The sequence below is a fragment of the Vibrio sp. CAU 1672 genome, assembly GCF_029223195.1.
Classification (GTDB): Bacteria; Pseudomonadota; Gammaproteobacteria; order Enterobacterales; family Vibrionaceae; genus Vibrio.
This window is the reverse complement of record NZ_JARHUF010000002.1, coordinates 329,148-350,533: the sequence shown is the minus strand read 5'-3', so window position 1 is coordinate 350,533 and position 21,386 is coordinate 329,148. Positions and strand designations below refer to the sequence as shown.

Below are 21,386 nucleotides of genomic sequence, written 5' to 3'. Positions count from 1 at the left end.
CAAAAAAACAGAACAACCGAACACAGCATTTCCGCTACCAGATGAACCATATCACTATCGATGCACGTAAGTTAGGCACCAAAGCCCATTCAACCAAGAATCACCTCCACTCCGCAGTTCCTGAGAAACGCCAGATCTCCCTCACTGGCCTTATTGTCCGTCAGCAGTACAGAAATCTGTTCCGTACGGCCTATTGTCGAAGGAAAAATCTGATCAAACTTGCTTGAATCGGTCAGCACGATATTACGCCGCTGCTTGGCAAGTATGGCAGAGGCAATTTCAGCGCGCATCATATCGCGACTGGTAAAACCGGTGTCCTGATGAAAGCCATCGACGCCCAAAAACGCCGTACTGAAATGAATATTCTCAATGCAGAGCTTGGTTAGCGGGCCAACCAAACTTTCTCCCTGATGCTGATACACACCACCGAGCAAAATGATATTCGCCGATGTATTGCGGATGAGATGGGCGATATACGCTGAGGGGGTAATAATAGTGACATCTCCGCGCTCCGCCAGGGTGCGCGCAAGTAGCGCATTTGCACTGCCCCCTTCAATCAGTACGGTTTCATTTGGCGCCACCAAATCCGCTGCTTTGTTAGCAAGCGCCTGTTTAATATCAAAACGTACTTCCAGCCGGCTGTCGATGTCATCACTTTGCAGCGCCATCGCCGCGCCGTGAACGCGCTTCAGATAGCCTTCTTTTTCCAAAAAGTTAAGATCCTGCCGGATGGTAACCCCGGAAACGCCAATCATTTCTGCCAATTCCGTAACTTGCACGCGCTTTCGGTCATTAACGATTTGCAGGATTTCATTTTGTCTCGGGTTCATAATTCAGGCTCAGATAAAAAAGAAAGAGGCATGATTATAATGCCTCTTTCTTTCATTTGAAACCAAACTGAAACTTCAGTTACAACTCATGCTCAGTACGCGCGATAATGTCATCCTGCGCATCTGGTGATAATGCGGTAAAGAAAGCCGAGTAACCCGCCACGCGCACCACCAGATCGCGGTATTGCTCCGGGTTCTTCTTCGCCGCTAACAAGGTATCGCGAGAGACGATGTTGTATTGCACATGCCAGCCTTTATGGTGGTTAAAGAAGGTTCGGATCAGCATCGACAGTTTCAGTTTGTCCCCCTCTGACGCCACGGCTGCCGGGCTTAACTTCTGGTTAAGCAGTACGCCTCCCAGAATCTTATTCGCCTGGATCTTACCGACCGAATTGTACACCGCCGTTGGACCTAAGCGGTCTGAGCCAGAAGATGGACTTGCACCTTCTGCCAGTGGCGTTTTCGCTTTACGACCATCCGGGGTTGCCATGGTTGATGCACCGAATGGCACGTTGGCAGAGATACTGGATGTCCCCGCGTAGTAACCGCCGCCAATCGGACCACGACCATGACGCGTGTTGACGAACTGCTCTAGCTCATCAATGTACACCTGGTAAGCGTCTGCCATTAGCTGGTCTACCGCGTCATCATCGTTGCCGTATTTTGGCGCGAAGTTGATAAGGCGTTGGCGAAGCTGCTCGTTCTCAATACCGTCGAAGTCTTCTTCTAATGCTTTTGCTAACTGTTGTTGTGAAATCACGGCTTGGGTGATTTGCGCATCACCAAAAACAAGGTGCTTAATCGCCGCCAGGCTGTTGCCCAGGTTAGCGATACCGACTTGAAGACCGGACACCCAATCGTATTTCGCCCCGCCCTCTTTCACCGTTTTCCCGCGCGCCAGACAGTCATCCACCAGCGTAGAACAGAAGATGTCCTGCGCTTGTTGCTCCAGTACGCTATCGACTACGGTATCAATCTCAATCGACTTACGCGTGTAGTAGCGGATTTGCTCAGCCCAGGAAGCCGTCATTTGTTCAAAGTTCTCGAAGTTACCTTTTGCCAAAGACTTATCGTGCGGCAAGAAAGCTTTACCTGTTGTCGCATCCACACCTTCGTTAAGTGCAGCCAGCAGAATACGCGCGAAGTTAATGAAGCTCATACCGGTACAACGGTAACCCCATTTGCCCGGAACCGCCGTTTCGATACAGCCGATTGAGGCGTAGTTGTAGGCATCTTCTTTTTCGACACCCAGCTTGATGAATTCAGGAATCACAATCTCGTCATTGTTGAATGCCGGCATACCAAAGCCGCATTTAATCACTTCGATACAGCCCATCAGGAACTCTTGGTTCAAGCCTTCGTGGTAACGCACACTCAAGTTAGGCTGGGTGGAACGTAACTGACCACAAGATTCCAGAATCGCCCAAGAAAGCGGATTAACTGCGTCTTCCGGCTCACCATTTTCATTCAGCTTCTGACCGCCGATACACACGTTTTGGTACAGCGGAGAACCTGCGGATGCTTTTGAGTGCGCGCCGGAACGGATCTTGTTCACTTCCAGCAGCTTCAACCAGCAACTTTGCAGTAACTCTAATGCGAAATCTTTCTCAATCGTGCCGTTTTCGATATCACGAATGTAGAACTCGTTGAGGAACTGGTCCATACGACCAAAAGAGACCGAGTGACCGTTTGATTCAATCTGCAGCATCAGCTGAACAAAGTAGCTCAGCTGCAGTGCTTGCCAGAAGTTCGTAGGCGCGTGATAAGCGACATGACGGCAATTTTCACCAATCGTTTCAAGTTCCGCTTTTCGCTCCGGGCGCGTTTCTTTTTGTGCCATTTCAAGCGCCAGATCTGCGTAACTCAGCATGTGGTCCTGAATCGCCAACAAAACGATTTCCACCGACTTGTAGAACTGCTCTTTCTTCAAGCCTTCAAATGTTGACACGTCATTGTTCACGCGATGCTGGCGCACGTCTGCCAGCAAGCCATTCATACCCAGCTTGAGAATCTTTTCGTTATCAACCGCAAGGTGCGCATCACCCGATGTCATGTTACCTTCGGCTTTGATGATGGTACTCGCCAGGATCTCTTGCTGTTCATCGGTAAACAAACCATAGCAACGATCTTGGACAGTTTTACCACGCCAGTATGGCGTGATGGCGTGGATGCTCTGTTTGTCTTCTTCAGTAACCGCAAAGCCTGCCCCCGGACGGTCAGCCAGCTGATCAATTTCGGCCTCAATCCAGCGCACGGTGTATTCCGGGAAGATCGGTGCCGCGCGCACTTTGCTCGCCTGGTTACCGACAATCAGCTCGTCATGCTTGATCCAGATGGTACGGGTGCGCAAGTGCTCTTGCAGTGCCAATGCGCGCTGAACAATCACCGGTTTGTCTTCGTTGGCCTGATAAGCGCGGGTGTAGGCCTCAGCACGCTCGGTACAGATTGGTGGCGTGACCACATTTACCAGTGCCAGTTTATGCGCTTTGATACGCTCAGGAAGATAATTCAGATCCATGGTTAACCTCTTACAATCACGTTAAGTTGGGTATTGTCGCTTGCGTATTGCATGGCGCTTTCTAGCAGTTCTGGTTTGTTTAATGGCTGGTCAGAACACTCATAAGGCATATCGAGCAAACGGTATTTATTGATGCCGAGCGTGTGGTACGGCAGCAAGTGAAGTTCGTGGCAGCTTGCTAATGAAGCCGCAAAATCGATGATGTCTTGCAACTCTTCGATAGTGTCATTGAAACCCGGCACGACAGGAACGCGAATCACTATCCGCTTCGCCATCGGTGCCAGTTTTCGCAAATTGTCTTTAATGCGTTTTAGCGAGCCTTTTGCCCAGCTAAGAAACTTTTCTTCGTCGGTGTGTTTCAAATCAGCAAGCCAGCAATCGATGTGCGGCGCAGCTTTCTTCACATTCTTCCACGGCACATGCATACACGATTCAATCGCGGTAGAGACGTGGTTTTCATGCAGACGCTCAGCCAGTTCGGCCACCAGATCCGCTTGCATTAATGGTTCGCCACCAGAGAAAGTAACCCCGCCCTGGCTTTGGTCAAAAAAAGGCTTGTCCTTCATTAGTGCATCGAACAGCATGTCTGATTTTGCTTCTTCACCGCAGACTGTCAGTGCCTGGGTCGGGCAGACGTTTCTCAGCGCAATCAGCTGGTCTTCTTTGATCGCCTTGCGATTGATGATGAGCTGGTTATCGATACGTTGAATGCCATCATTCACCACTGCGTCGTTCACCGTGGCTTGATAAGCAGAAACACAAAGCTGGCAGTCCGCCATGCAGCTGCGCGCATCAAACAACAGTGAACGCTTTTCGCTGCGGCTCTCTGGGTTCTGACACCAGGGACAAGACAAGCTGCATCCTTTCAGAAACAGAATGGAGCGAATGCCATCGCCATCGTGGGTAGAGAATCTCTGAATATTGAAATACATCTCTGTTTGCCTCTTGGTTTGCGCTTCTACGACACTGCTTTGGGTTGTTTCAAATCGCTTTCTTGATTTAAAACTTGGCTTGAAAGCTTCATTTGATGGTCAGCAAGCTTCGTTTTACTTTCACTTAATGAAATTATTATGGTTTCAAATGAAATTTCAATTGATCAAAATCAAGATCTGCGTCGATTGTCAGATCTATAGTGATCCCATCATCAAAACGACGATTTTGTTTAAGGTAGAGACCATGATTGAACTTTATTTAGATACTGCTGACGTGGCAGAAGTAAAACGCTTTAACCAATGCCTGCCACTTAAAGGTGTAACAACAAACCCAAGCATTCTGGCGAAATCAAAACAGGGACTGAATGAAACCCTGACAGGTATGCAAGATGCACTTGGTGGTTCTCCACGCTTTCACGCCCAGGTTGTCAGCACAACGGTTGACGGTATGGTCGAAGAAGCGCGCCAAATCAATGAAATGCCTTACGATATGGTAGTGAAAGTGCCGGCAACAGAAACCGGTCTGGCGGCAATTAAGCTGATGAAAAAAGAAGGCATTACTGTGCTGGCAACCGCAATCTACTCGGCTCAGCAAGGCTTCCTTGCGGCCCTGTGCGGCGCAGACTACCTGGCACCTTACGTCAACCGGATTGATGCGATGAACGGTAACGGTGTGGAAGTAGTGGCAGACCTGCAACTGCTGCTGGATCAAAACCAACTGCCAGCAAAAATTCTAGCGGCGAGCTTTAAAAACACCCAGCAGGCCATGGAAGTGATGAAACTGGGTATCGAAGCCATCACACTGCCGGTGGATGTAGCCGCGCAAATGTTCGCTCACCCGGCGGTTCAACCTGCTGTGGATCAGTTCGATAAAGACTGGAAAAACGCATTCGGCAACAAACTTTCATTTGAAAGCTGATAACTCTTAATTCATACATACTGAGCGCTAAACAGATAATCGCTCAGTATGTAATTAACAACCACACAGCACTTATTATGCTTGTTAACGCGAGGACGCGTTGTTTTAAAAAAGGGAATGGAACCTGCTACGCGAATCATTTCAAATGAGCGCCTTTCCAACGCCAACGTTTTTACCAGCAATACCTTAGGCAAGGCTGGTAAAAAACCGTTGGATGTAAATAGCCTACAGAATAACGAAGATTACAGCTTAAAGGACGCCATTCTTAGCTTTAAGTTATGTGCCAAACTACTGATTTCGTGACATGCTGCTGCTGTCTGAGACGCACCTTCTGCCATTTCAGTAGAAGCACTATTAATATTTTCAACGCTTCGACTCAACTCTTCAGACACTGCATTTTGCTCGCTGCACGCGGTCGCAATTTGTGTGCTCATTTGCGCAATATTATCGACTGAAGCCCCTATTTCACCAATCTGATTCCCCGCGTCATTGACCTGTTCAACACACTGAGCAATACCCGCCTGGCAATCTCTGCTTGAAAGCCCCATCTTACTGGTGTTTTCCTGTAACAGGCTAACGATCTCAACGATCTGCGAAGTCGAATCTTGTGTTCGTTGAGCAAGCGAGCGTACCTCATCCGCAACCACCGCAAACCCACGCCCCTGCTCACCGGCGCGGGCAGCCTCAATAGCCGCGTTCAATGCCAGTAGATTGGTCTGTTCCGCAATGCCGCGTATAACGTCCATAACCATATTGATATTGTTCGAGCTGGACTCCAGCTCTTGAGCCAGTTCATCAGCTTGTTGGATCTGTATCGACACCCGATCAATAACAGCAATAGATTGTTGCAGTGTATCTGCCCCCAGGTTGGCCACTTCCGTTGCCGAATAAGCAGAAGTTGCAGCAACTTCCGTATTCTGTGCCACTTCCCCCACGGCGGCCTGCATCTCTGTCATTGCCGAGGCAACCGAACTCAGTTCAAGCTGCTGATTTTGCATTCCTGACGCCGTTTGCGAAGAAATCGCACTGACCTCCTCTACCGCAGCGGTAAGCTGAATCGTCGAATCGTTTATTTCAGAGACTAAAGCGTGCAGGTTGGTCTGCATGGTAACCAGCTCATGAAGCAAAGTACCGAGTTCATCTTTACTCAGCTCACTCTCATCAATCACGTTGTTTAACTGGCCTTTGGCAATCTTAGAAGCAAACTCAAGAGCACGTTCTACCGGACGACAAATAGCACGTGACAATAATACCGATGACAAAGCCATGACCAGAATAATGACTATCGTACCTAAGCTGACACTGTATTGTGTCGATGACGCCGCACTCTGCACTTCTGTACCGATCTGATTCACTAACTGATCATTAAGCCCAAGCGTGTCATCGAGGCTCTTTAACGCTTTAGAGTAGGTTGCGAAGCTGGAAAGAATAACCTCATTGGCGCTGGCTGAATCGCCCTTACCCAGTAACGCATTGTAGGGTTTGGTTTCTTGGATATATTGATTCCAGGTATCTTTGAATACCCTAAATGCCTGTTTTTCCTTTTCGTTGAGATCAAGCGCCTCATACGCTTTAATTCCGGCTTGAACGTCCGCACGCCACTGCTCGAGATCATTCAACCATTCGCCAATCTTGGGGTTATCTCCATTAGGTAATAATGAAAACTCATCTTTACGCACCTTAGTAATATCTACCTGAATTCCTTTAAGAATAGAAACCGAAGGCAAACTTTTATCGGTGAGCACTTCAATATCCTTATTTAAGGTCGATAAATTCAGAGCCAAGATCACAGATACCAAGGTAAACACCACCAGCACGGTTAGATAACTGAACCCTATTTTCTTCACTACACTTAAATCTTTAATATTCGCGCTATTTCCCTCTTAACACGCCACCAGATACTACATAAATGCAACATTAGGCATTAAAAATTCAAACACGATGCTTTTGTTTTTTACCGCGATATGGATAACTACCTTACACCTCTAAATAATCAGCTCTATTATTGTTTTTTATAAAATTGATAGATCCAACACATAATGCTTATCACGAATGTGGCTCTGCTAACACTATGTAGTTCTATTATTTGGAGCGTTGGAAGCACTCTGCTGCTAAACAAGGTCATGAGAGCTCTGCTTTCCACACCGCCTCAGGTTGAAGAAAGCTCAACACGGCACTGAAAACCCGCTTATCAACTGGCACCTGACGGCCATTCTTCCTCACTGGTTCGCGTCTGTACTGTCCAAGCTAATAACCGCGTGTAAGTTGATTATGCCGTAAGTGTAATCACTGAGGATCTGGCGGAGTTTCTTGTACATCAGGATGACTCAAAAGGGACAAAAGATGGCCCCGTCGTACCCCATTCAGATCAAGGACACGATGAAAATGAAACCTATCAGGGTTAAGTTGTGATATTGGCAGCCCCCTGATTAGGGGACTGCGGCAAAAAGAATGACCTGCTAGCGGTTAATTGTAAAAGAACCCACATGGCCGTCTAACGTCTGAGCAAGTTCAGCGAGATGCTGGCTGGACTGTTCCAGTTCCTGGCTGGCAGCCAGCCCGGCTTTCACAGAACGGTCCACTGTATCCATATTAACGTTAATTTCATTCGCAACACTGGATTGCTGTTCGGTAGCAGTAGCGACCTGGGTATTCATATCAAGTATCGTCATCACCTGTGCTGAAATTTTTTCGAGGGCCTGCTGGGCTTTTTCGGTCGCCTGAGTGCCTCCTACGGTTAACGACTTACTGCCCTCCATCACGTCAACCGCATTGCTGGCTTTATCCTGCAATTGATCAATCATAACTTGGATTTCATTGGTTGACTGAGCCGTTTTGGTCGCCAGGTTTCTGACTTCGTCCGCCACAACCGCAAATCCTCGGCCAGCTTCACCAGCACGTGCCGCCTCAATCGCCGCATTGAGCGCCAGCAGGTTGGTTTGTTCTGAAATACCTCGAATAACTTCAAGAATAGAGCCAATAGATTGCGTTTGTTCCGCCAGGGAAGTGACTACCCCCGACATATTGTTCATTTGATCAGCAAGATCCGTAATAACACCGGTTGCCTCTTGCAGCACCAGTTTTCCATTTTGAGTTTCAGCAGTCGCGCACTCTGCAGACTCCGCGGCACAAGCGGCGTTTTGTGAAATCTCACCTATGGTTGCAATCATCTCGTTCATTGACGTCACCACCAATAACGATTGCTCGCTTTGCTCATGACCACGTAACAGTGCCTGCTGTGACTGACTCTGTAGCTCGGTTGCTGAGTGGCTCAGTTCCGTTCCTGTATTGATCACCTGATCCACGATTTGATTGATTTTGCTGACGAACGCATTGAAAGCCATCGAAATATGCGCAATCTCATCGTTCCCACGGACAGGTAGCCGAATGGTAAGATCGCCGTCACCCTGCGAAATGTTTTCCAGCGCATGCTGAAGGCTGGTAAGAGGTTTTAACAGCCTGCTGAGTAACCAGATAAGTACGCCGCCACATACAAAGAAAATAACTAAAATACTCACTAACTGACTAGCCACAATACCTTCGGCAGCTTCCGTGACTTCGGTAACCGGAATACCGACATCAAACGTACCGTATAATTCGCCATTGACATAAACCGGAGATAAAATGTCGTGCACCCAAACTTCCTGGACATCGGCATACCATTTGGAGTGTTTTGCCACTCCTCTTGTTGCCCCCTCTACCGTGTAGTTATCGTTATAAACTTTGTTTAATTTCTCAACATCACTATGAGCAACTGCTTTAACGTTTTTGTCGATCAGGATAGCATAGCTAATATCCGGACGAGCTTTGAGCGACTGAACTAATTCTTGCACTTCCTCCAAGGGACGTGAAGAGGTACTCAAAATATATTCTACATTTTTAGCCAATAGTTCAGCTTGTACCTGAGACTTTTTCAAAATAACCTTATCAATCTCATGGTGTGATATATACGATGTAGATATTGCGCTTGTTATTGCAGCAATTAAAAACATGATACAGACAGCAAGTAATATTATTTTTTTCATTACATCAATCCATTACGACATTTAGCATCAATCAGGGTGTCCATAGAAGTACTTGGTTCAACAGCTAAAGTTATAAAGTTCACTAAACATGTAGCCATATTTTCACCTATCGTGTTATATAACTCACACATCAATGAAAGTACTTTAATTATTATCTGGTCGTTTTGGCTCTATCTCTGACAAAAAACATCATTAATAAATTATTGTAATTGCAGATGCACTGTCAGTTTTTACTCAGACCCAAACCAAGCCCCTAAAAACGTTGAAAACTTAATTTCAACAAAAGCATAAAAACAAGTGCAGGTTACTATAAAGACACTTATAAGGTAGTGAATTCTGTCACACAACAACCTATATTCAACTGATTGTACCAACATTAACCATTCAATAGGTGAAAATGTACTAATAAGAATCACACCAATCTGGCGCTTATTTAAACACTGATAGCAAATTAAAACACCCGACTTGATTTAAACGCAAATCATTCGCTTTATAATAGAAACATACCTGAACAAGTTCACCACTGTTAAGATCTGTTAATCAGCCACTTATCAGAGCACAGTAACTCAGTATATCGATAGCCTGTATAATTACGTGTGGCAATTATACTGCTGAAAGCGGCCGTGCTGCTTTAAATAATGGAGATGCGGATCTTATCGCCATTGGCCGACCACTGATCGCCAACCCAGATTACGTGGAAAAGGTAAAAACCGGGCAACCGCTTAGCGCCTATGACGTAGGGATGCTCAACGAGTTAATCTAGCCCTGAGAGTATTATTGGTAGAATAAATACCGTGGTTATGTCGCCTATTGCCCGTCACCGGCAATAGGCGACTTTTCTTTGGAAGACGTAGTCCCGGAATGTCGTTTATCGCCAGTATTTCAAATGCCGAAAATTGCTTGTCATTGTGTAAGCTGACAGGCGTAAGTTCTTCCGATAATGCGAATGTAGAGAAAAACAGCGGCGTTACGATCTGTTGACTGAAAAGCAAGGTAGCGCTTAATCAAGTATCCCGTCTGACCGGAGCTGATCAGTAATCAGGCGAACAGTTTAATGCACTTCACCGAGTTGATCAGCAGGCTCGAATAACAAACCACCTCACTGTCCTGAAAAATAACCTGAAAAAACTGCTCATGCGGATACTCGAGCAGATGAGCTTCGGTGTAATCCGGTTCATCCTCAGCCGTGTAGCCCTGGTCCTTGCTTGTCAACTTGATAGAAAACACCTCGCCACCCCAGAAATAAACATCATAGGCTTTTCTTAAGGTTTCGGTTTCCTGTTCATCAATTGACATAATGGTCGTTTTCATTTGATACCGCCGCAACATACCGTGTTCAAGAGTATGAAATTTGCGGTACTTGTAAGTGCTGTCCTCAGAAAACTTGATCCCGTGGCCATACACAATCGGATCTTGGTTATTTTTGATTAACTGCAGTTGATTGAGATTGTTTCGGTATAAAACCCCGCCGAAAACAATAAGCGCACCGAAGGCATAACATGCAAGAAACTTATTAATCATCTTCACATGATTACCCCTTCAGATGATGAGTTTTACACATTGTACTGAATCAGTCAGCAAGCTTGAATAACAGGCCAGTTCGTTATCCTGAAACAGGATCTGAAAATGCTCCTCCTGAGGATACTCAATCATATGTGCCTCAGTCAGGTCAGGCTCCTGTTCCTGCGTATAGTTATCATCCTTTTCGATGATTTTTGCCGAAAATAATACATCATTAAAAAAGTAGACAGCGTACGTCATTTTAAAGATTTCCGTGTCGTCCACTGACGTAACAAGCGAGCTCATCTTGTGATAACCAAGTGGGTGTGACTTGACAGTATGAAGCACCTTGAAAGCATCATAACTGCCATCAGCGAAGGTAATGCCATTAGCATGAACAATAGGCTGATGATTATTAATCAAAAAATCAGGCCGAACAGTATGGATTTTGTACATCATGCTAATGAATACTGCCAACGCACAGAAGGCATAGCCACCAAGCAGTTTATCGACAGTTCTCATTAACATGTGCCCTAATTTCATCTACGGTGTAGTTAATGGTGAACGTCAGATTCAGGATCTGCCTGTCTTGATGCTTGTCTGAATGGTATACACATGCAAGATAAAACTGTTCATGATTTTTTGAAATAAACAAACGCGATACATTCTGAACTATTTTACCGGCTAACTCGTTGTACAACATTTCGCTCGCGCGGCTATCTTCGACATAAAAAGTAGTACCATCAGTCATTTTGACAGACCAAGGCTGTTTTATAATCGCCTCGTTTTGCAGATATATCGATCCAGCCCAGATGAAGACCAAAGTCGATACGATAAACACCACAAGAGCCAGCATATTTACAACCGTTTTTTTCACCCAGGGCAACCGGCGCTGAGGTTGAACTTGAGCCAATTCTGTCTCTAGCAAATAGCTGGAAACACTATTCTCTTCAGCATGGTCAGAACTCGCTTCCAGGCTTTTGCTCAGATAACTGGTATCAAAACAGACACTACCCGAGTTTAACTGATAGCCTTCCTTAGGCAGGGTTTTAATGATTTTTTGCTCTCTGCCATTGTCTCCCAGAGCCAGTCTGAGATGAGCGATCGCCTGAGTCAGGCTGGAATCAGAGACGACTCTGCTGCCCCATGTTTCGGCTATAAGTACATCCTTTGACACCACTTGATCCTGATGGTCAAGTAACAATTTTAAAATCCGACTTTCTGTCGATTTGATGTTTTTTGATGCACCAGACAGGCGATTGCTCAACTGCATCCTGTTATCAGGATTAAAAATCCACATCAGTCTCTCTTTCTTTTCCCCAATAGAATCAAAAGCATATTATTGCTAGATAATTAACTATCAATTTTATTGTCAATAATACCACAAACAAACGATACAATAACAGCAGCAGTTGAAACACTAACTGTTTAGCTTAACGTTAGCCAAAGGCGGAAATCTAAAGACTAAGTAACGGTTAAAACAATGGAGGGAAATTACTATTGCGAAATGAACCGCCATGAACATGTGGTGAGTCTCATTGGTACACGGCGTAAGGAAAATAGCCTGCTATTGCAGATTAACACGACAGGTTGACTGACATTTCAGGCAGGCAACCATCTGATGTTATTCACCCCTGCCCCCTTTACACCCATGAAAAGAGAAACGCTTAAAGCATTAAGCCTGGGGTTAACCAGGCTTAACAGGGGGTGATTAATCGTCAGTTAGAAGAAACCCAGAGGATTAACACTGTAACTTACGATCATGTTTTTCGTGTTCTGGTAGTGACCAAGCATCATTTTGTGCGTTTCACGGCCGATACCAGATTTTTTGTAACCACCAAACGCTGCGTGAGCCGGGTATGCGTGGTAGCAGTTTACCCAAACACGACCCGCTTCAATTTCACGAGCCATACGGTAAGCCGTGTTGTTATCACGCGTCCAAACACCCGCACCCAGACCATATTCAGTATCGTTTGCGATTTCCAGTGCTTCCTCGATGGTGTTGAAAGTGGTCACCGCAACCACAGGGCCAAAGATTTCTTCCTGGAAGATACGCATATCATTGGTTCCCTTCAGCAGGGTTGGTTCAACAAAGTAACCATTGTCTGAGCTGCTGTTACCGCCTGCCAGTAGCTCCGCACCTTCATCCAGACCGATTTGGATGTAACCACGGATTTTGTTGAACTGTTCTTCAGATACCTGAGAGCCAACCTGCGTATCCGTATCCAGAGGATTACCCTGCTTAATCGTTTTCATGCGCTCTTGCAGTTTTGACATAAAGCGATCGTAGATTGATTCTTGGATCAAAAGGCGTGATGGACAAGTACATACTTCACCCTGGTTGAAGAATGCCAGCAGTACCCCTTCAACACACTTATCAACATAGCTGTCTTCATGATCAAAAATGTCCGCCATAAAGATGTTCGGAGATTTACCACCCAGCTCAACCGTTGATGGGATCAGGTTTTCAGCAGCGCATTTCAAAACGTGCTGGCCAACTTCAGTTGAACCGGTAAACGCCACTTTGGCAATACGTTTATGCGTTGCCAATGCCTGACCTGCTTCCGCTCCAAAGCCATTAACCACGTTTACCACACCTGCCGGAATCAGATCTTCAAGCAGCTCCATCAGTACCAGGATCGATGCCGGGGTTTGCTCTGCGGGTTTTAATACCACACAACAGCCAGCAGCCAGTGCAGGTGCCAACTTCCACGCAGCCATCAATAATGGGAAGTTCCATGGAATGATCTGGCCAACCACACCCACCGGTTCCGGGAAGTGGTAAGTAGTTGTCTGGTTATCAAGTTCTGCCGCCGTGCCTTCTTGTGCTCGGATACAGCCGGCGAAGTAACGGAAGTGGTCAACCACCAAAGGAATATCAGCAGCCAATGTTTCACGTACCGGCTTACCGTTATCCCATGTTTCTGCAACCGCCAGCATCTCTGCGTTCGCTTCAATGCGATCCGCCATTTTCAGCAAAAGGTTTGAACGCTCTGTTACAGAAGTGACGGCCCATGCAGCGCGCGCCTGGTGAGCAGCATCAACAGCCAAATCGATATCTTCTTGCGTAGATGCCGGGATATCACAGATCGCCTGGTTATCTACTGGTGAATTATTAGTAAAGTATTTACCTTTGGTCGGTTCTACCCATTGGCCACCAATAAAGTTCTGGTACTTTTCTTTAAAGTTGATGACAGAACCTTCAGTATTCGGCTTTGCATATAGCATAAACACACCCTCGATTTTAAATTTGTTGATTTATTAATTTATTGATTTTTCGTCGACTAATTATCCAGATTAAAATATGACTTAAAATATTGAACTCGTTTTATAAGCCCATAACGGAAAACAAACAACCATTACAAATCAACACGTTAACAAACAAGCAAGGATGATAATGTCCTAATTAACAATGTTATTAGTCCGATTAACGGAAGGTATTTACCAATACTATTAGTCAACCTTTTGAATGGCCAAATCGGACATATTACATGAATTACTGACATTGACATTTCTCAGCTTCCTATACAGGTGGAATAAATGTCCGGAATTTACCCAATTCCATCATGGCAAATCCGACATATATATAAGCCAAAACAGACGTCACATATCTGGATTATATTTATACTACTGATTTATAGAGAAAAACTAAGCGTATCACTCAACATATTGTATTAGTTTAATATTTATTTAATGCGCGAAATCGTCATAATTTGCACACATAATTTTTAACGCAATCGAAAAATAAAATGATAAAAGTATATCTGGCAGGCCCGGAAGTTTTTCTCCCAGACTCATTAGCAATAGGAAAGAAAAAAAAGGAGCTGTGTAAAAAATACGGCTTCGAAGGCCTTTATCCACTTGATAACCTGCTTGATTTAAGTCAAATGTCGAAGGAAGAAGCAGGGCTGGAAATTTCTCGAGCTAATGAAGCACTAATTCTATCGGCCGCTGCCGTGATTGCTAACATTACGCCTTTTAGGGGCAGTAGTGCCGATGTCGGCACCGTTTATGAGATCGGAATGGCGAAAGGACTGGGTAAAGTGGTACTCGCCTACACCCACGACGAACGCCCTTTTCTGACTCGAAATCTGGCAACGCTGCAAAATACCAAGCTGGAAAACGGCGAGTACCGCGATAACACTGACATGGCGATCGAAGATTTTAATCTGGTTGATAACCTGATGATTGACGGGGGGGTTACCTATCCGATCATCATCGGCAATGAGCAGAACAAGGCCGACCTATATCGCTCACTCACTCAGTTCGAGCAGTGCCTTCAGCAACTACATCAACACTTCTATGCCACGGCAAATGCCGTATAACAACCAAACCATAACAGCAACGGAAAAATATGATCACATTTATCGAATCGACACTATCAACCATGCTACCTACCATTAAAACTCATTGCGCTGATAAGGAGATTTTCTTCCAACATGGGGACAGCCAGTTCCGGGTTGTGAAAGTTCAGCCCATTAAAATGGACTTTGAATGCAGTGGGGTATTACTCGCGATAGAAACCGGGGGAAAAATCACCCTACATAATGGTATGGATCTCGAATATAAGATCCAGGGGAAAGAGGCGACATTTACCAAACAAGCCAAGGCCGAACTTAAAAATCTCCACAATCTCCACAAGGCGAGCTGATAGTGACATCAACTCATTAAGGTAGCCGTTAAACTTTTTTAACGGGCCGTTAATGAGGAAAAGTACTGTTAAAAAAATCACCGCAAGCACTCATCGCACCTGGTGATTTACCTTATTATGGGGAAATACTCTGCAACTCGATTTTATAAATCTATTTAAGCTCTGTTTATTTGTTTGTAGGCTAGCTTTCTAAACCTGTTTCGCTAATAAACGCTTTAGTCCGACAGAAAGCTAGCCAGCATATCACCACACAACTATAGATTTACCAAACCGCTAAAGATATTAATCATCACTGCCATCACGTTGCCCGCAAAGGGGCACTACGACTCAGTTGCCAGTGAAAACCTGGGTATATTTGCGATATTCCGTCGGGGTCATATTGTGGAATTTTTTAAATAGTAACCGAAAATGGTTAGTATCGGTGTAGCCCACTTGCTGGCAGATTTGGTCCACATTTAGGCTAGTGGTATCAAGTTTGTCTCTGGCTAATGCCATACGAATGCGTTGAATGTAATTCATCGGTGATTCACCCGTCGCCGCTTTAAAGCGACGTTTCATTTGTCGTTCACTCAGGTAACTTTTTGTCGCACACAAGGCGACACAAAGCCGACTCGGCTCTTCCCGATGCATCCAGTCTTGTAAGCTGTGTATCAGGCTGTCATTGTGCTGGCGATATTGGCTAAAACTGGTCAGGCAAATCTGCTTGATGCTTGAAACATCTCCGCCCAGAAACTGCTCACATTTTTCCCGATGTGCAGCCCCAAACAACGCGTCAATTAACATAATCGTAGCGCTAAAATATTCTTTAACGCCAGAAGTACAGATGTATGGCCCTTCATGGGTAATCTTAAGATGAGACATCAATCTGACCTGAGGATATTGCTGCCGAAAACGATCTGCATGCACCCAGTGCGTGGTTGCACTGCGATTATTCAGAAACCCAAGTTCAGCTAACAAAAAAGCGCCTGTACATAAAGAAAGCACAAACTGGCACTGGCGTACTTGCTGTTTTAACCAAGATTGTATTTCTAAGGGTAATAAATAGGACCCTGCTTCTGGATCACCACATGCACCGAGTAACAAAATATCCGTCGAATCAACAGCACTCCAATGTGTATTACAAGCAATCGTAACCCCCCCAATACCCTTAACCTGTTGCCCACAAGGTGAGACATAACTGACCTGTGGTGTGGGTAATCCCGCTAACATAGAGGCTAAAGTCAACATTTCTATAGGGCCCGAAACTGCCGTTGTCGGCATACCTTCCAATAACAGCGCCGTGATACGTAAAGGTTTGCTTGGTTCAATCATACTTACGGTTACCAACCCAACTAGTCCGAGATGGCAACAATATGAACTTAAATCCATGACAAGACTAATGAACAAATCTGAATTAATTCAAATACAGCCTCTTTACCCACCTGGCTTTCATTAATCGCAAATCATTGATAAGAAATGATTTATATTTCAACAATATTAGTTTTAACTGTTTTTGTTGAAAATAATTAGATTAATTACTCTAATTATTGATCCGCTGTAATGCATTGCACACTACTGGTTAGCAAGCTTACGTAGCAAAAGTTATATCTGTCCTGGTACAGGATTTGAAAAAACTGCTCAGCAGAATCATCGATTAAATGAGCCTCAGTAAAGTCAGATTCTGCCAACGTCACGTAGTTAGGACTGCGCACAGTATCTCGCGCAGAAAAAAGGTCTTGCCCCCAAAAAAACACAGAGTAGTACAAATTTAAACTTCTATCGTTACCTGCCATTTGAATGGTCGAATGTAAATCATGGAAACCATCCCACCGATGATCAACCGTGAACAACTTTTGGTAACTCTCGATTACCTCGTCTGTGTAAGTCTGCCCATGAGAGAACAGCATCGTATTATTACGCCCTTCAAGAAAATAAGGGTGATTAAATCTGTAAATCAACACCACCAGAGCAATGGCCATGATGTTCGCCAATAACAGGCCGAGAATAATTTTACTGGCATTGCTCACGAATAGCCCCTTTCACTTGCTCTACGGAATAATTATGTGAAAAACTCATATTGCTGGCGGTTCGTTCATGAAACGTTTGAGATGTATAAATACACGACACATAAAGTTGCTCAGGGTTACCAGAAAAGTACAACATCAAAATATTAGAGGGATAACGATCTTTTAGCATATTGAACGTAATGTTCCCTTGCGTTCCTGCGGAATAAAAATACTGCACACCGTTGTAGTCTGTGCTCTGCCATTGAACTCGCTCTGTTGACCAATTATAGTAAGCCATTCTAAGAAGCCAGATGACCCAAAAGGCGAGCAGTAAGACCAAACACAGTATTAGCGATTTTTGCCACAGCGTCACCGACTCACCGACCTGCACAGCATCCGGCTCCTGCGTTGTCCTGTAGTTACTCAAAGGCCGCTCAGGAAGTTCAACGGCTAGCATTTCAATGCTGCCTTCAACAAGTTTATACCCTTGGTTAGGCACTGTTTTGATGATTTTTTGTTCTCTGCCACTATCACCGAGAGCCATACGCAGCTGGGCAATCGACTGCACTAAACTCGACTGAGTTACCACACGCCCTGCCCACGCGACATCGAGCAACTCTTGTTTGGATACAACTTTTCCTTGGTGGATAAACAATATTTCCAGGACTTTGCTGTCTGTCGACTTCAATTTTTTACTGATGTTAGACTCGGAATTCGTCAGTTGCCGCCTGGCTGTTGGGTCAAAAGTCCACATAGGAATGCCAATACTCCTCTACACTATTCTTCTTAATCTTAACCCACAGTCACTTGCAGGCTTCGCACGTTACCCTGCGACGTTTCTCATTCGATGGACATCGACACATTGAACAGCTTGACTGGAAAGCTGGATATAACAATAACTATCTGGATTTTCGAGCAATACTTGAAATGTCTCATCCCCACCTTCCCAAAGCACATGTTGCTCTGAAACATCAAAATACTTGCTCTCTTCAGCCTCGCCTAACGGGCTGATATGCTTTATGGAGTACATCTTTTGTGGCCAAAATGTGATCAAAAACTGTGTGTTGAGCTTTTCACCGCTAGCAAAACTGATCGAGGTTAACAACAGAAAACGATTCCAAAGATAGGGCTGAAGCCGGTACTGCATGGTTCGTGAAGTTTGTTCAAACTCAGAGCCACTCTTTTCGTAGGTGAGTATCGTTTTGCTGATGCGTGCATCACTGTGCTTAACAAAACCTGGAACATAACGGCCATTCACAAAGACTTGTACCGGCAGCATGATCAAAAGAAGTAATACCATCAGAGATAGGCTTCTATTGACACTTTTGGACAATTTCATCACTGATACTCTCTTTTGGTATTGCATTATCGAACGAAAAATTCAGGCTTTCCTTTTGTCGCAACGAAGTAGCACGCCGAACACAACTAACGTAGATACGAGTTGCATTTGACGTGATGTAAAAATCAACATTATCTGGAAGCGTCCGGTTTACTAAATAATCCATTAATTGCAGACTTAGTGGATCATCTCGTTCGACCACAAAACTGTTGGCTTGCACTACTTGTCTGCTCAGAGCCACTCTCTGTTCGCTTTCAACTGGCAAAAAGAGAAAACAAAACAGCATAGCGTTCAGAATAAGCAGTATAACAATACTCCACATTCGCCAAGAGCGGAGCAAAAGCACTGAGACTTGCTTTACTGGCTCTGATTGAGTTACTTGTAGAACATGCTCCGGATTCAGTAATATTTCATTACTGACAATAAAATACCCTACTTTGGGCGCAGTTCGAATGATTGATTGTGCTTCAGCTGAGTCGTTCAACGCCAAACGTAATGACGCCACCGCTCTGGTAACACTGGCATCAGACACCACTTTACCTTTCCAAATCTCATCATGTATTTCTTCCTTGCTTACTACCCGATGTGGATTGGATAACAATAACAACAACAAGTTGCTTTCCAGGTTAGCTAACTGTTTCTTCTCGCCTGATGTTCGATTGTATAGCTGAAACTGCGCCCAAGGCCTAAATTCCCACATAGTCATTTGTTACACTTACGTCAAGCCACCACGAAAGCAGCGTGTTTGCCACGGCAAATTATCCGTTTTCACAAAACACAATTTAATTATATTTTTATAAATAAATCCACCATTGATGAGACATCAAGGGTATCTCTTGATTACATACAGAGCATTGTTTCCAAGCATAAAAGTGATAACTCATTAATTTTTAAATACTAAGTTAAAACTAAACCCTCACGATAGAAATAACTCCAATGTGCAATACCCTTACATCGACACTTCAAGAGTGAATGACACCATTTGCTCTGCAACACTACTTCAACTGCCTGCTGTCCGCTCTCAATTCTACTGGAATTCACTAGAAGGTTAATAAATAAAATATCAACAACGTCCTGTTTGACATGGACATTTGTCGCATACCCCCTCAAAAGGCCACATTGAAAACAGGGACTGTTTTGACTGTATAAAAGATATTGAACATTTAAATGAAACTAAAGCATAAATTTGGCAAGACATCTAGTCGGCATTGCGCCTAACTAAACAGGCGTTAGTGAGAATAAAATTGTCTACAATTTGAAGGCCACCGATGTTTCTGATGGCCTTCAAGTTGATAAGTACTACCCTGACTTTAGCGAGAACAAGGCGATACTCTCGTTATACAGTGTAAGGTGATGTGACCAAGTGAGTATAACTTTTTTCCTGGTTAACTGGCCGTCTCTAATAAAGGCACTTTAGATTTTTCTATAGCTTCATCGAGGATAGAACTCAATGTAATTAATTGTCTGTTACAAGTCAGCCAAAACTTATCATCTAAACATTTTAAGTACTTTTGGCCCTCGTAGTAACTTAGGCAGACTCCCACATCATCCCGATAAATCAACACGCCATAAATAAAGGCATTATATAATCTGGTGAAGTGCATCAAAGATTCTTGCAAGGATTTTTTCTTAATACTGTTCAAAAAGCCAAAATCACCCAAGCAAGTCAATAGTTGGTGAATTTTGGCAGATAAGCCAACCCCTGATTTACTCATAACCTCATGTTTAACAGAAGAAAACCTCTTTCTATCATGATAATCATCAAAGAAAATGAGATACTTAATTAATTCATCAATTTTATTTTCGAGACACATGATTGTATAAATAAGCTCTGAGGTTTGTTTTTTAGCCATTGAAATTAATTGAGATGAAATACAGTTATCTGATTCTACTGTGGCATTTTTTCTAGATAGGTGACCTGTATAAGATGTTGCTTTTGACATAAACCCCATATTGAAAAGTAAGCATAGTTTCTCCATACAGTCTTCACCTGTGACACATATAAACATTTAATACATGTCGGTAATTAACATACAATATACTTGTTACCCTCCATAATTCCTTCTATTGGTGGTGTTCTAATTACCTCCTTAAATACAAGAATCACTTTCATCACACTCTAAAACTAACAGTTACTTGTATTTAGCATCAATTTATATATTTAAAAGATGTCATTCTTTTTGCCATTCTTTTTTTAGCATTCAACAAGAGTGAACTTTATATTTGAAGCATGAACCCTACTGATACTATGCAATTTTATGATTAAAAATGATGTGAGTATTATCACGCAATGTCGAAGAATAAACGTTTATGTCCTATTAGGCCAATATTTATGTCCAATATAACCCCAGATGAAAGATCTTATAACTGCATTTTCCTAGCTTGAAAATCTAATAAAGATAAGCATCGGCAGATCTTAATACTTGCTTTTCAACTGGCTAGCACAATTTTTCGGGAGGTATCTGGTTTTTATGTTTTCATGGATGTGACAAGTCAAAGCACACACCGTGTTTAAAGAAGGAAATAAGATTAGAAGATATCTAGCTTAGCTGGTATCAATACAACCAGCTTGTTTGAAGTTGGATTTTAGCCACTCTTTCTGTCATAAGTTAAGCCTTACCAGCAGTGGCGGAAGCTTTTCGGTGATGTTCGGCTTACCTTGCCGACACTCTCTGCCTGTTCATTCA

General features: G+C 44.0%; 19 protein-coding genes. 4 read left to right on the top strand and 15 right to left on the bottom strand.

Going from position 1 to position 21,386, the window contains the following annotated elements; translation table 11 throughout:
- Positions 1–89 precede the first annotated feature (89 nt).
- The 3 genes from P2G85_RS03810 to P2G85_RS03800 form a co-directional block, all read right to left on the bottom strand.
- Complete coding sequence (locus P2G85_RS03810; RefSeq protein ID WP_275862789.1) at positions 90–830, bottom strand: DNA-binding transcriptional regulator YciT; 741 nt, start codon at positions 828–830, stop codon at positions 90–92.
- 79 nt (positions 831–909) lie between these two features.
- A complete protein-coding gene (locus P2G85_RS03805) occupies positions 910–3,348 on the bottom strand; it encodes a formate C-acetyltransferase/glycerol dehydratase family glycyl radical enzyme (RefSeq protein ID WP_275862788.1) in 2,439 nt (812 codons plus the stop codon).
- A gap of 2 nt (positions 3,349–3,350) precedes the next feature.
- Positions 3,351–4,280, bottom strand: a complete 930-nt coding sequence (locus tag P2G85_RS03800) for a glycyl-radical enzyme activating protein (RefSeq protein WP_275862787.1) — start codon at positions 4,278–4,280, stop codon at positions 3,351–3,353.
- Positions 4,281–4,524: 244 nt separating this feature from the next.
- Here P2G85_RS03800 and P2G85_RS03795 point away from each other — a divergent pair, with 244 nt between their 5' ends.
- Positions 4,525–5,199 carry a fructose-6-phosphate aldolase gene (locus P2G85_RS03795; RefSeq protein WP_275862786.1) on the top strand — a complete coding sequence of 225 codons (675 nt, stop codon included), beginning with the start codon at positions 4,525–4,527 and terminating at the stop codon, positions 5,197–5,199.
- A gap of 242 nt (positions 5,200–5,441) precedes the next feature.
- Here the strand turns inward: P2G85_RS03795 and P2G85_RS03790 are convergent, their stop codons facing one another.
- Both P2G85_RS03790 and P2G85_RS03785 read right to left on the bottom strand, forming a co-directional pair.
- Positions 5,442–7,046 carry a methyl-accepting chemotaxis protein gene (locus P2G85_RS03790; protein WP_275862785.1) on the bottom strand — a complete coding sequence of 535 codons (1,605 nt, stop codon included), beginning with the start codon at positions 7,044–7,046 and terminating at the stop codon, positions 5,442–5,444.
- A gap of 612 nt (positions 7,047–7,658) precedes the next feature.
- Positions 7,659–9,224, bottom strand: coding sequence for a methyl-accepting chemotaxis protein (locus P2G85_RS03785; protein WP_275862784.1), 1,566 nt, complete (start codon positions 9,222–9,224; stop codon positions 7,659–7,661).
- 571 nt (positions 9,225–9,795) lie between these two features.
- Between P2G85_RS03785 and P2G85_RS03780 the strand changes: the two genes are divergently transcribed.
- On the top strand, positions 9,796–9,987 hold the full coding sequence (locus P2G85_RS03780) for a hypothetical protein (protein WP_345795420.1): 192 nt from the start codon (positions 9,796–9,798) through the stop codon (positions 9,985–9,987).
- 275 nt (positions 9,988–10,262) lie between these two features.
- Here P2G85_RS03780 and P2G85_RS03775 read toward each other — a convergent pair whose 3' ends face one another.
- The 4 genes from P2G85_RS03775 to P2G85_RS03760 all read right to left on the bottom strand — a co-directional run bounded on the left by P2G85_RS03775 (position 10,263) and on the right by P2G85_RS03760 (position 13,952).
- Positions 10,263–10,535, bottom strand: coding sequence for a hypothetical protein (locus tag P2G85_RS03775; protein ID WP_275862783.1), 273 nt, complete (start codon positions 10,533–10,535; stop codon positions 10,263–10,265).
- 228 nt (positions 10,536–10,763) lie between these two features.
- Positions 10,764–11,246 (bottom strand): hypothetical protein, encoded by a 483-nt coding sequence (locus tag P2G85_RS03770; protein ID WP_275862782.1) that lies wholly within the window; start codon positions 11,244–11,246, stop codon positions 10,764–10,766.
- A complete protein-coding gene (locus P2G85_RS03765) occupies positions 11,230–12,024 on the bottom strand; it encodes a winged helix-turn-helix domain-containing protein (protein ID WP_275862781.1) in 795 nt (264 codons plus the stop codon). The genes P2G85_RS03770 and P2G85_RS03765 overlap by 17 nt, the downstream gene beginning before the upstream one ends.
- A 422-nt stretch (positions 12,025–12,446) precedes the next feature.
- Positions 12,447–13,952: an aldehyde dehydrogenase family protein gene (locus P2G85_RS03760; protein WP_275862780.1), complete on the bottom strand. Its 1,506-nt coding sequence runs from the start codon at positions 13,950–13,952 to the stop codon at positions 12,447–12,449.
- A 521-nt stretch (positions 13,953–14,473) separates the two neighbouring features.
- On the opposite strand from P2G85_RS03760, the gene P2G85_RS03755 reads away from it, so the two are divergent.
- Together P2G85_RS03755 and P2G85_RS03750 are read left to right on the top strand one after the other, a co-directional pair.
- Entirely contained in the window at positions 14,474–15,049 is a 576-nt protein-coding gene (locus P2G85_RS03755) for a nucleoside 2-deoxyribosyltransferase (protein WP_275862779.1), read from the top strand.
- A gap of 29 nt (positions 15,050–15,078) precedes the next feature.
- A complete protein-coding gene (locus P2G85_RS03750; protein ID WP_275862778.1) occupies positions 15,079–15,375 on the top strand; it encodes a hypothetical protein in 297 nt (98 codons plus the stop codon).
- A 327-nt stretch (positions 15,376–15,702) separates the two neighbouring features.
- Here the strand turns inward: P2G85_RS03750 and P2G85_RS03745 are convergent, their stop codons facing one another.
- From P2G85_RS03745 to P2G85_RS03720, 6 genes are all read right to left on the bottom strand, one after another.
- Positions 15,703–16,686, bottom strand: coding sequence for a helix-turn-helix domain-containing protein (locus P2G85_RS03745; RefSeq protein ID WP_275862777.1), 984 nt, complete (start codon positions 16,684–16,686; stop codon positions 15,703–15,705).
- Between the two features lie 212 nt (positions 16,687–16,898).
- Positions 16,899–17,381 (bottom strand): hypothetical protein, encoded by a 483-nt coding sequence (locus P2G85_RS03740; protein ID WP_275862776.1) that lies wholly within the window; start codon positions 17,379–17,381, stop codon positions 16,899–16,901.
- Positions 17,365–18,114 (bottom strand): winged helix-turn-helix domain-containing protein, encoded by a 750-nt coding sequence (locus tag P2G85_RS03735; RefSeq protein WP_275862775.1) that lies wholly within the window; start codon positions 18,112–18,114, stop codon positions 17,365–17,367. The genes P2G85_RS03740 and P2G85_RS03735 overlap by 17 nt, the downstream gene beginning before the upstream one ends.
- Before the next feature lie 69 nt (positions 18,115–18,183).
- Positions 18,184–18,699, bottom strand: coding sequence for a hypothetical protein (locus P2G85_RS03730; protein WP_275862831.1), 516 nt, complete (start codon positions 18,697–18,699; stop codon positions 18,184–18,186).
- Positions 18,674–19,405, bottom strand: coding sequence for a winged helix-turn-helix domain-containing protein (locus tag P2G85_RS03725; RefSeq protein ID WP_275862774.1), 732 nt, complete (start codon positions 19,403–19,405; stop codon positions 18,674–18,676). The genes P2G85_RS03730 and P2G85_RS03725 overlap by 26 nt, the downstream gene beginning before the upstream one ends.
- Positions 19,406–20,084: 679 nt before the next feature.
- Complete coding sequence (locus tag P2G85_RS03720) at positions 20,085–20,678, bottom strand: hypothetical protein (protein WP_275862773.1); 594 nt, start codon at positions 20,676–20,678, stop codon at positions 20,085–20,087.
- Between the last annotated feature and the right edge of the window lie 708 nt (positions 20,679–21,386).

Bases quoted from the DNA above. Each gene is read 5' to 3' on its own strand.
- P2G85_RS03745 (WP_275862777.1), bottom strand. From the start codon at position 16,686: ATGATTGAACCAAGCAAACCTTTACGTATCACGGCGCTGTTATTGGAA.
- P2G85_RS03805 (WP_275862788.1), bottom strand. From the start codon at position 3,348: ATGGATCTGAATTATCTTCCTGAGCGTATCAAAGCGCATAAACTGGCA.
- P2G85_RS03750 (WP_275862778.1), top strand. From the start codon at position 15,079: ATGATCACATTTATCGAATCGACACTATCAACCATGCTACCTACCATT.
- P2G85_RS03765 (WP_275862781.1), bottom strand. From the start codon at position 12,024: ATGTGGATTTTTAATCCTGATAACAGGATGCAGTTGAGCAATCGCCTG.
- P2G85_RS03770 (WP_275862782.1), bottom strand. From the start codon at position 11,246: ATGAGAACTGTCGATAAACTGCTTGGTGGCTATGCCTTCTGTGCGTTG.
- P2G85_RS03795 (WP_275862786.1), top strand. From the start codon at position 4,525: ATGATTGAACTTTATTTAGATACTGCTGACGTGGCAGAAGTAAAACGC.
- P2G85_RS03730 (WP_275862831.1), bottom strand. From the start codon at position 18,699: ATGAAATTGTCCAAAAGTGTCAATAGAAGCCTATCTCTGATGGTATTA.
- P2G85_RS03785 (WP_275862784.1), bottom strand. From the start codon at position 9,224: ATGAAAAAAATAATATTACTTGCTGTCTGTATCATGTTTTTAATTGCT.
- P2G85_RS03810 (WP_275862789.1), bottom strand. From the start codon at position 830: ATGAACCCGAGACAAAATGAAATCCTGCAAATCGTTAATGACCGAAAG.
- P2G85_RS03760 (WP_275862780.1), bottom strand. From the start codon at position 13,952: ATGCTATATGCAAAGCCGAATACTGAAGGTTCTGTCATCAACTTTAAA.
- P2G85_RS03800 (WP_275862787.1), bottom strand. From the start codon at position 4,280: ATGTATTTCAATATTCAGAGATTCTCTACCCACGATGGCGATGGCATT.
- P2G85_RS03720 (WP_275862773.1), bottom strand. From the start codon at position 20,678: ATGGAGAAACTATGCTTACTTTTCAATATGGGGTTTATGTCAAAAGCA.
- P2G85_RS03775 (WP_275862783.1), bottom strand. From the start codon at position 10,535: ATGAAAACGACCATTATGTCAATTGATGAACAGGAAACCGAAACCTTA.
- P2G85_RS03735 (WP_275862775.1), bottom strand. From the start codon at position 18,114: ATGTGGACTTTTGACCCAACAGCCAGGCGGCAACTGACGAATTCCGAG.
- P2G85_RS03755 (WP_275862779.1), top strand. From the start codon at position 14,474: ATGATAAAAGTATATCTGGCAGGCCCGGAAGTTTTTCTCCCAGACTCA.
- P2G85_RS03725 (WP_275862774.1), bottom strand. From the start codon at position 19,405: ATGACTATGTGGGAATTTAGGCCTTGGGCGCAGTTTCAGCTATACAAT.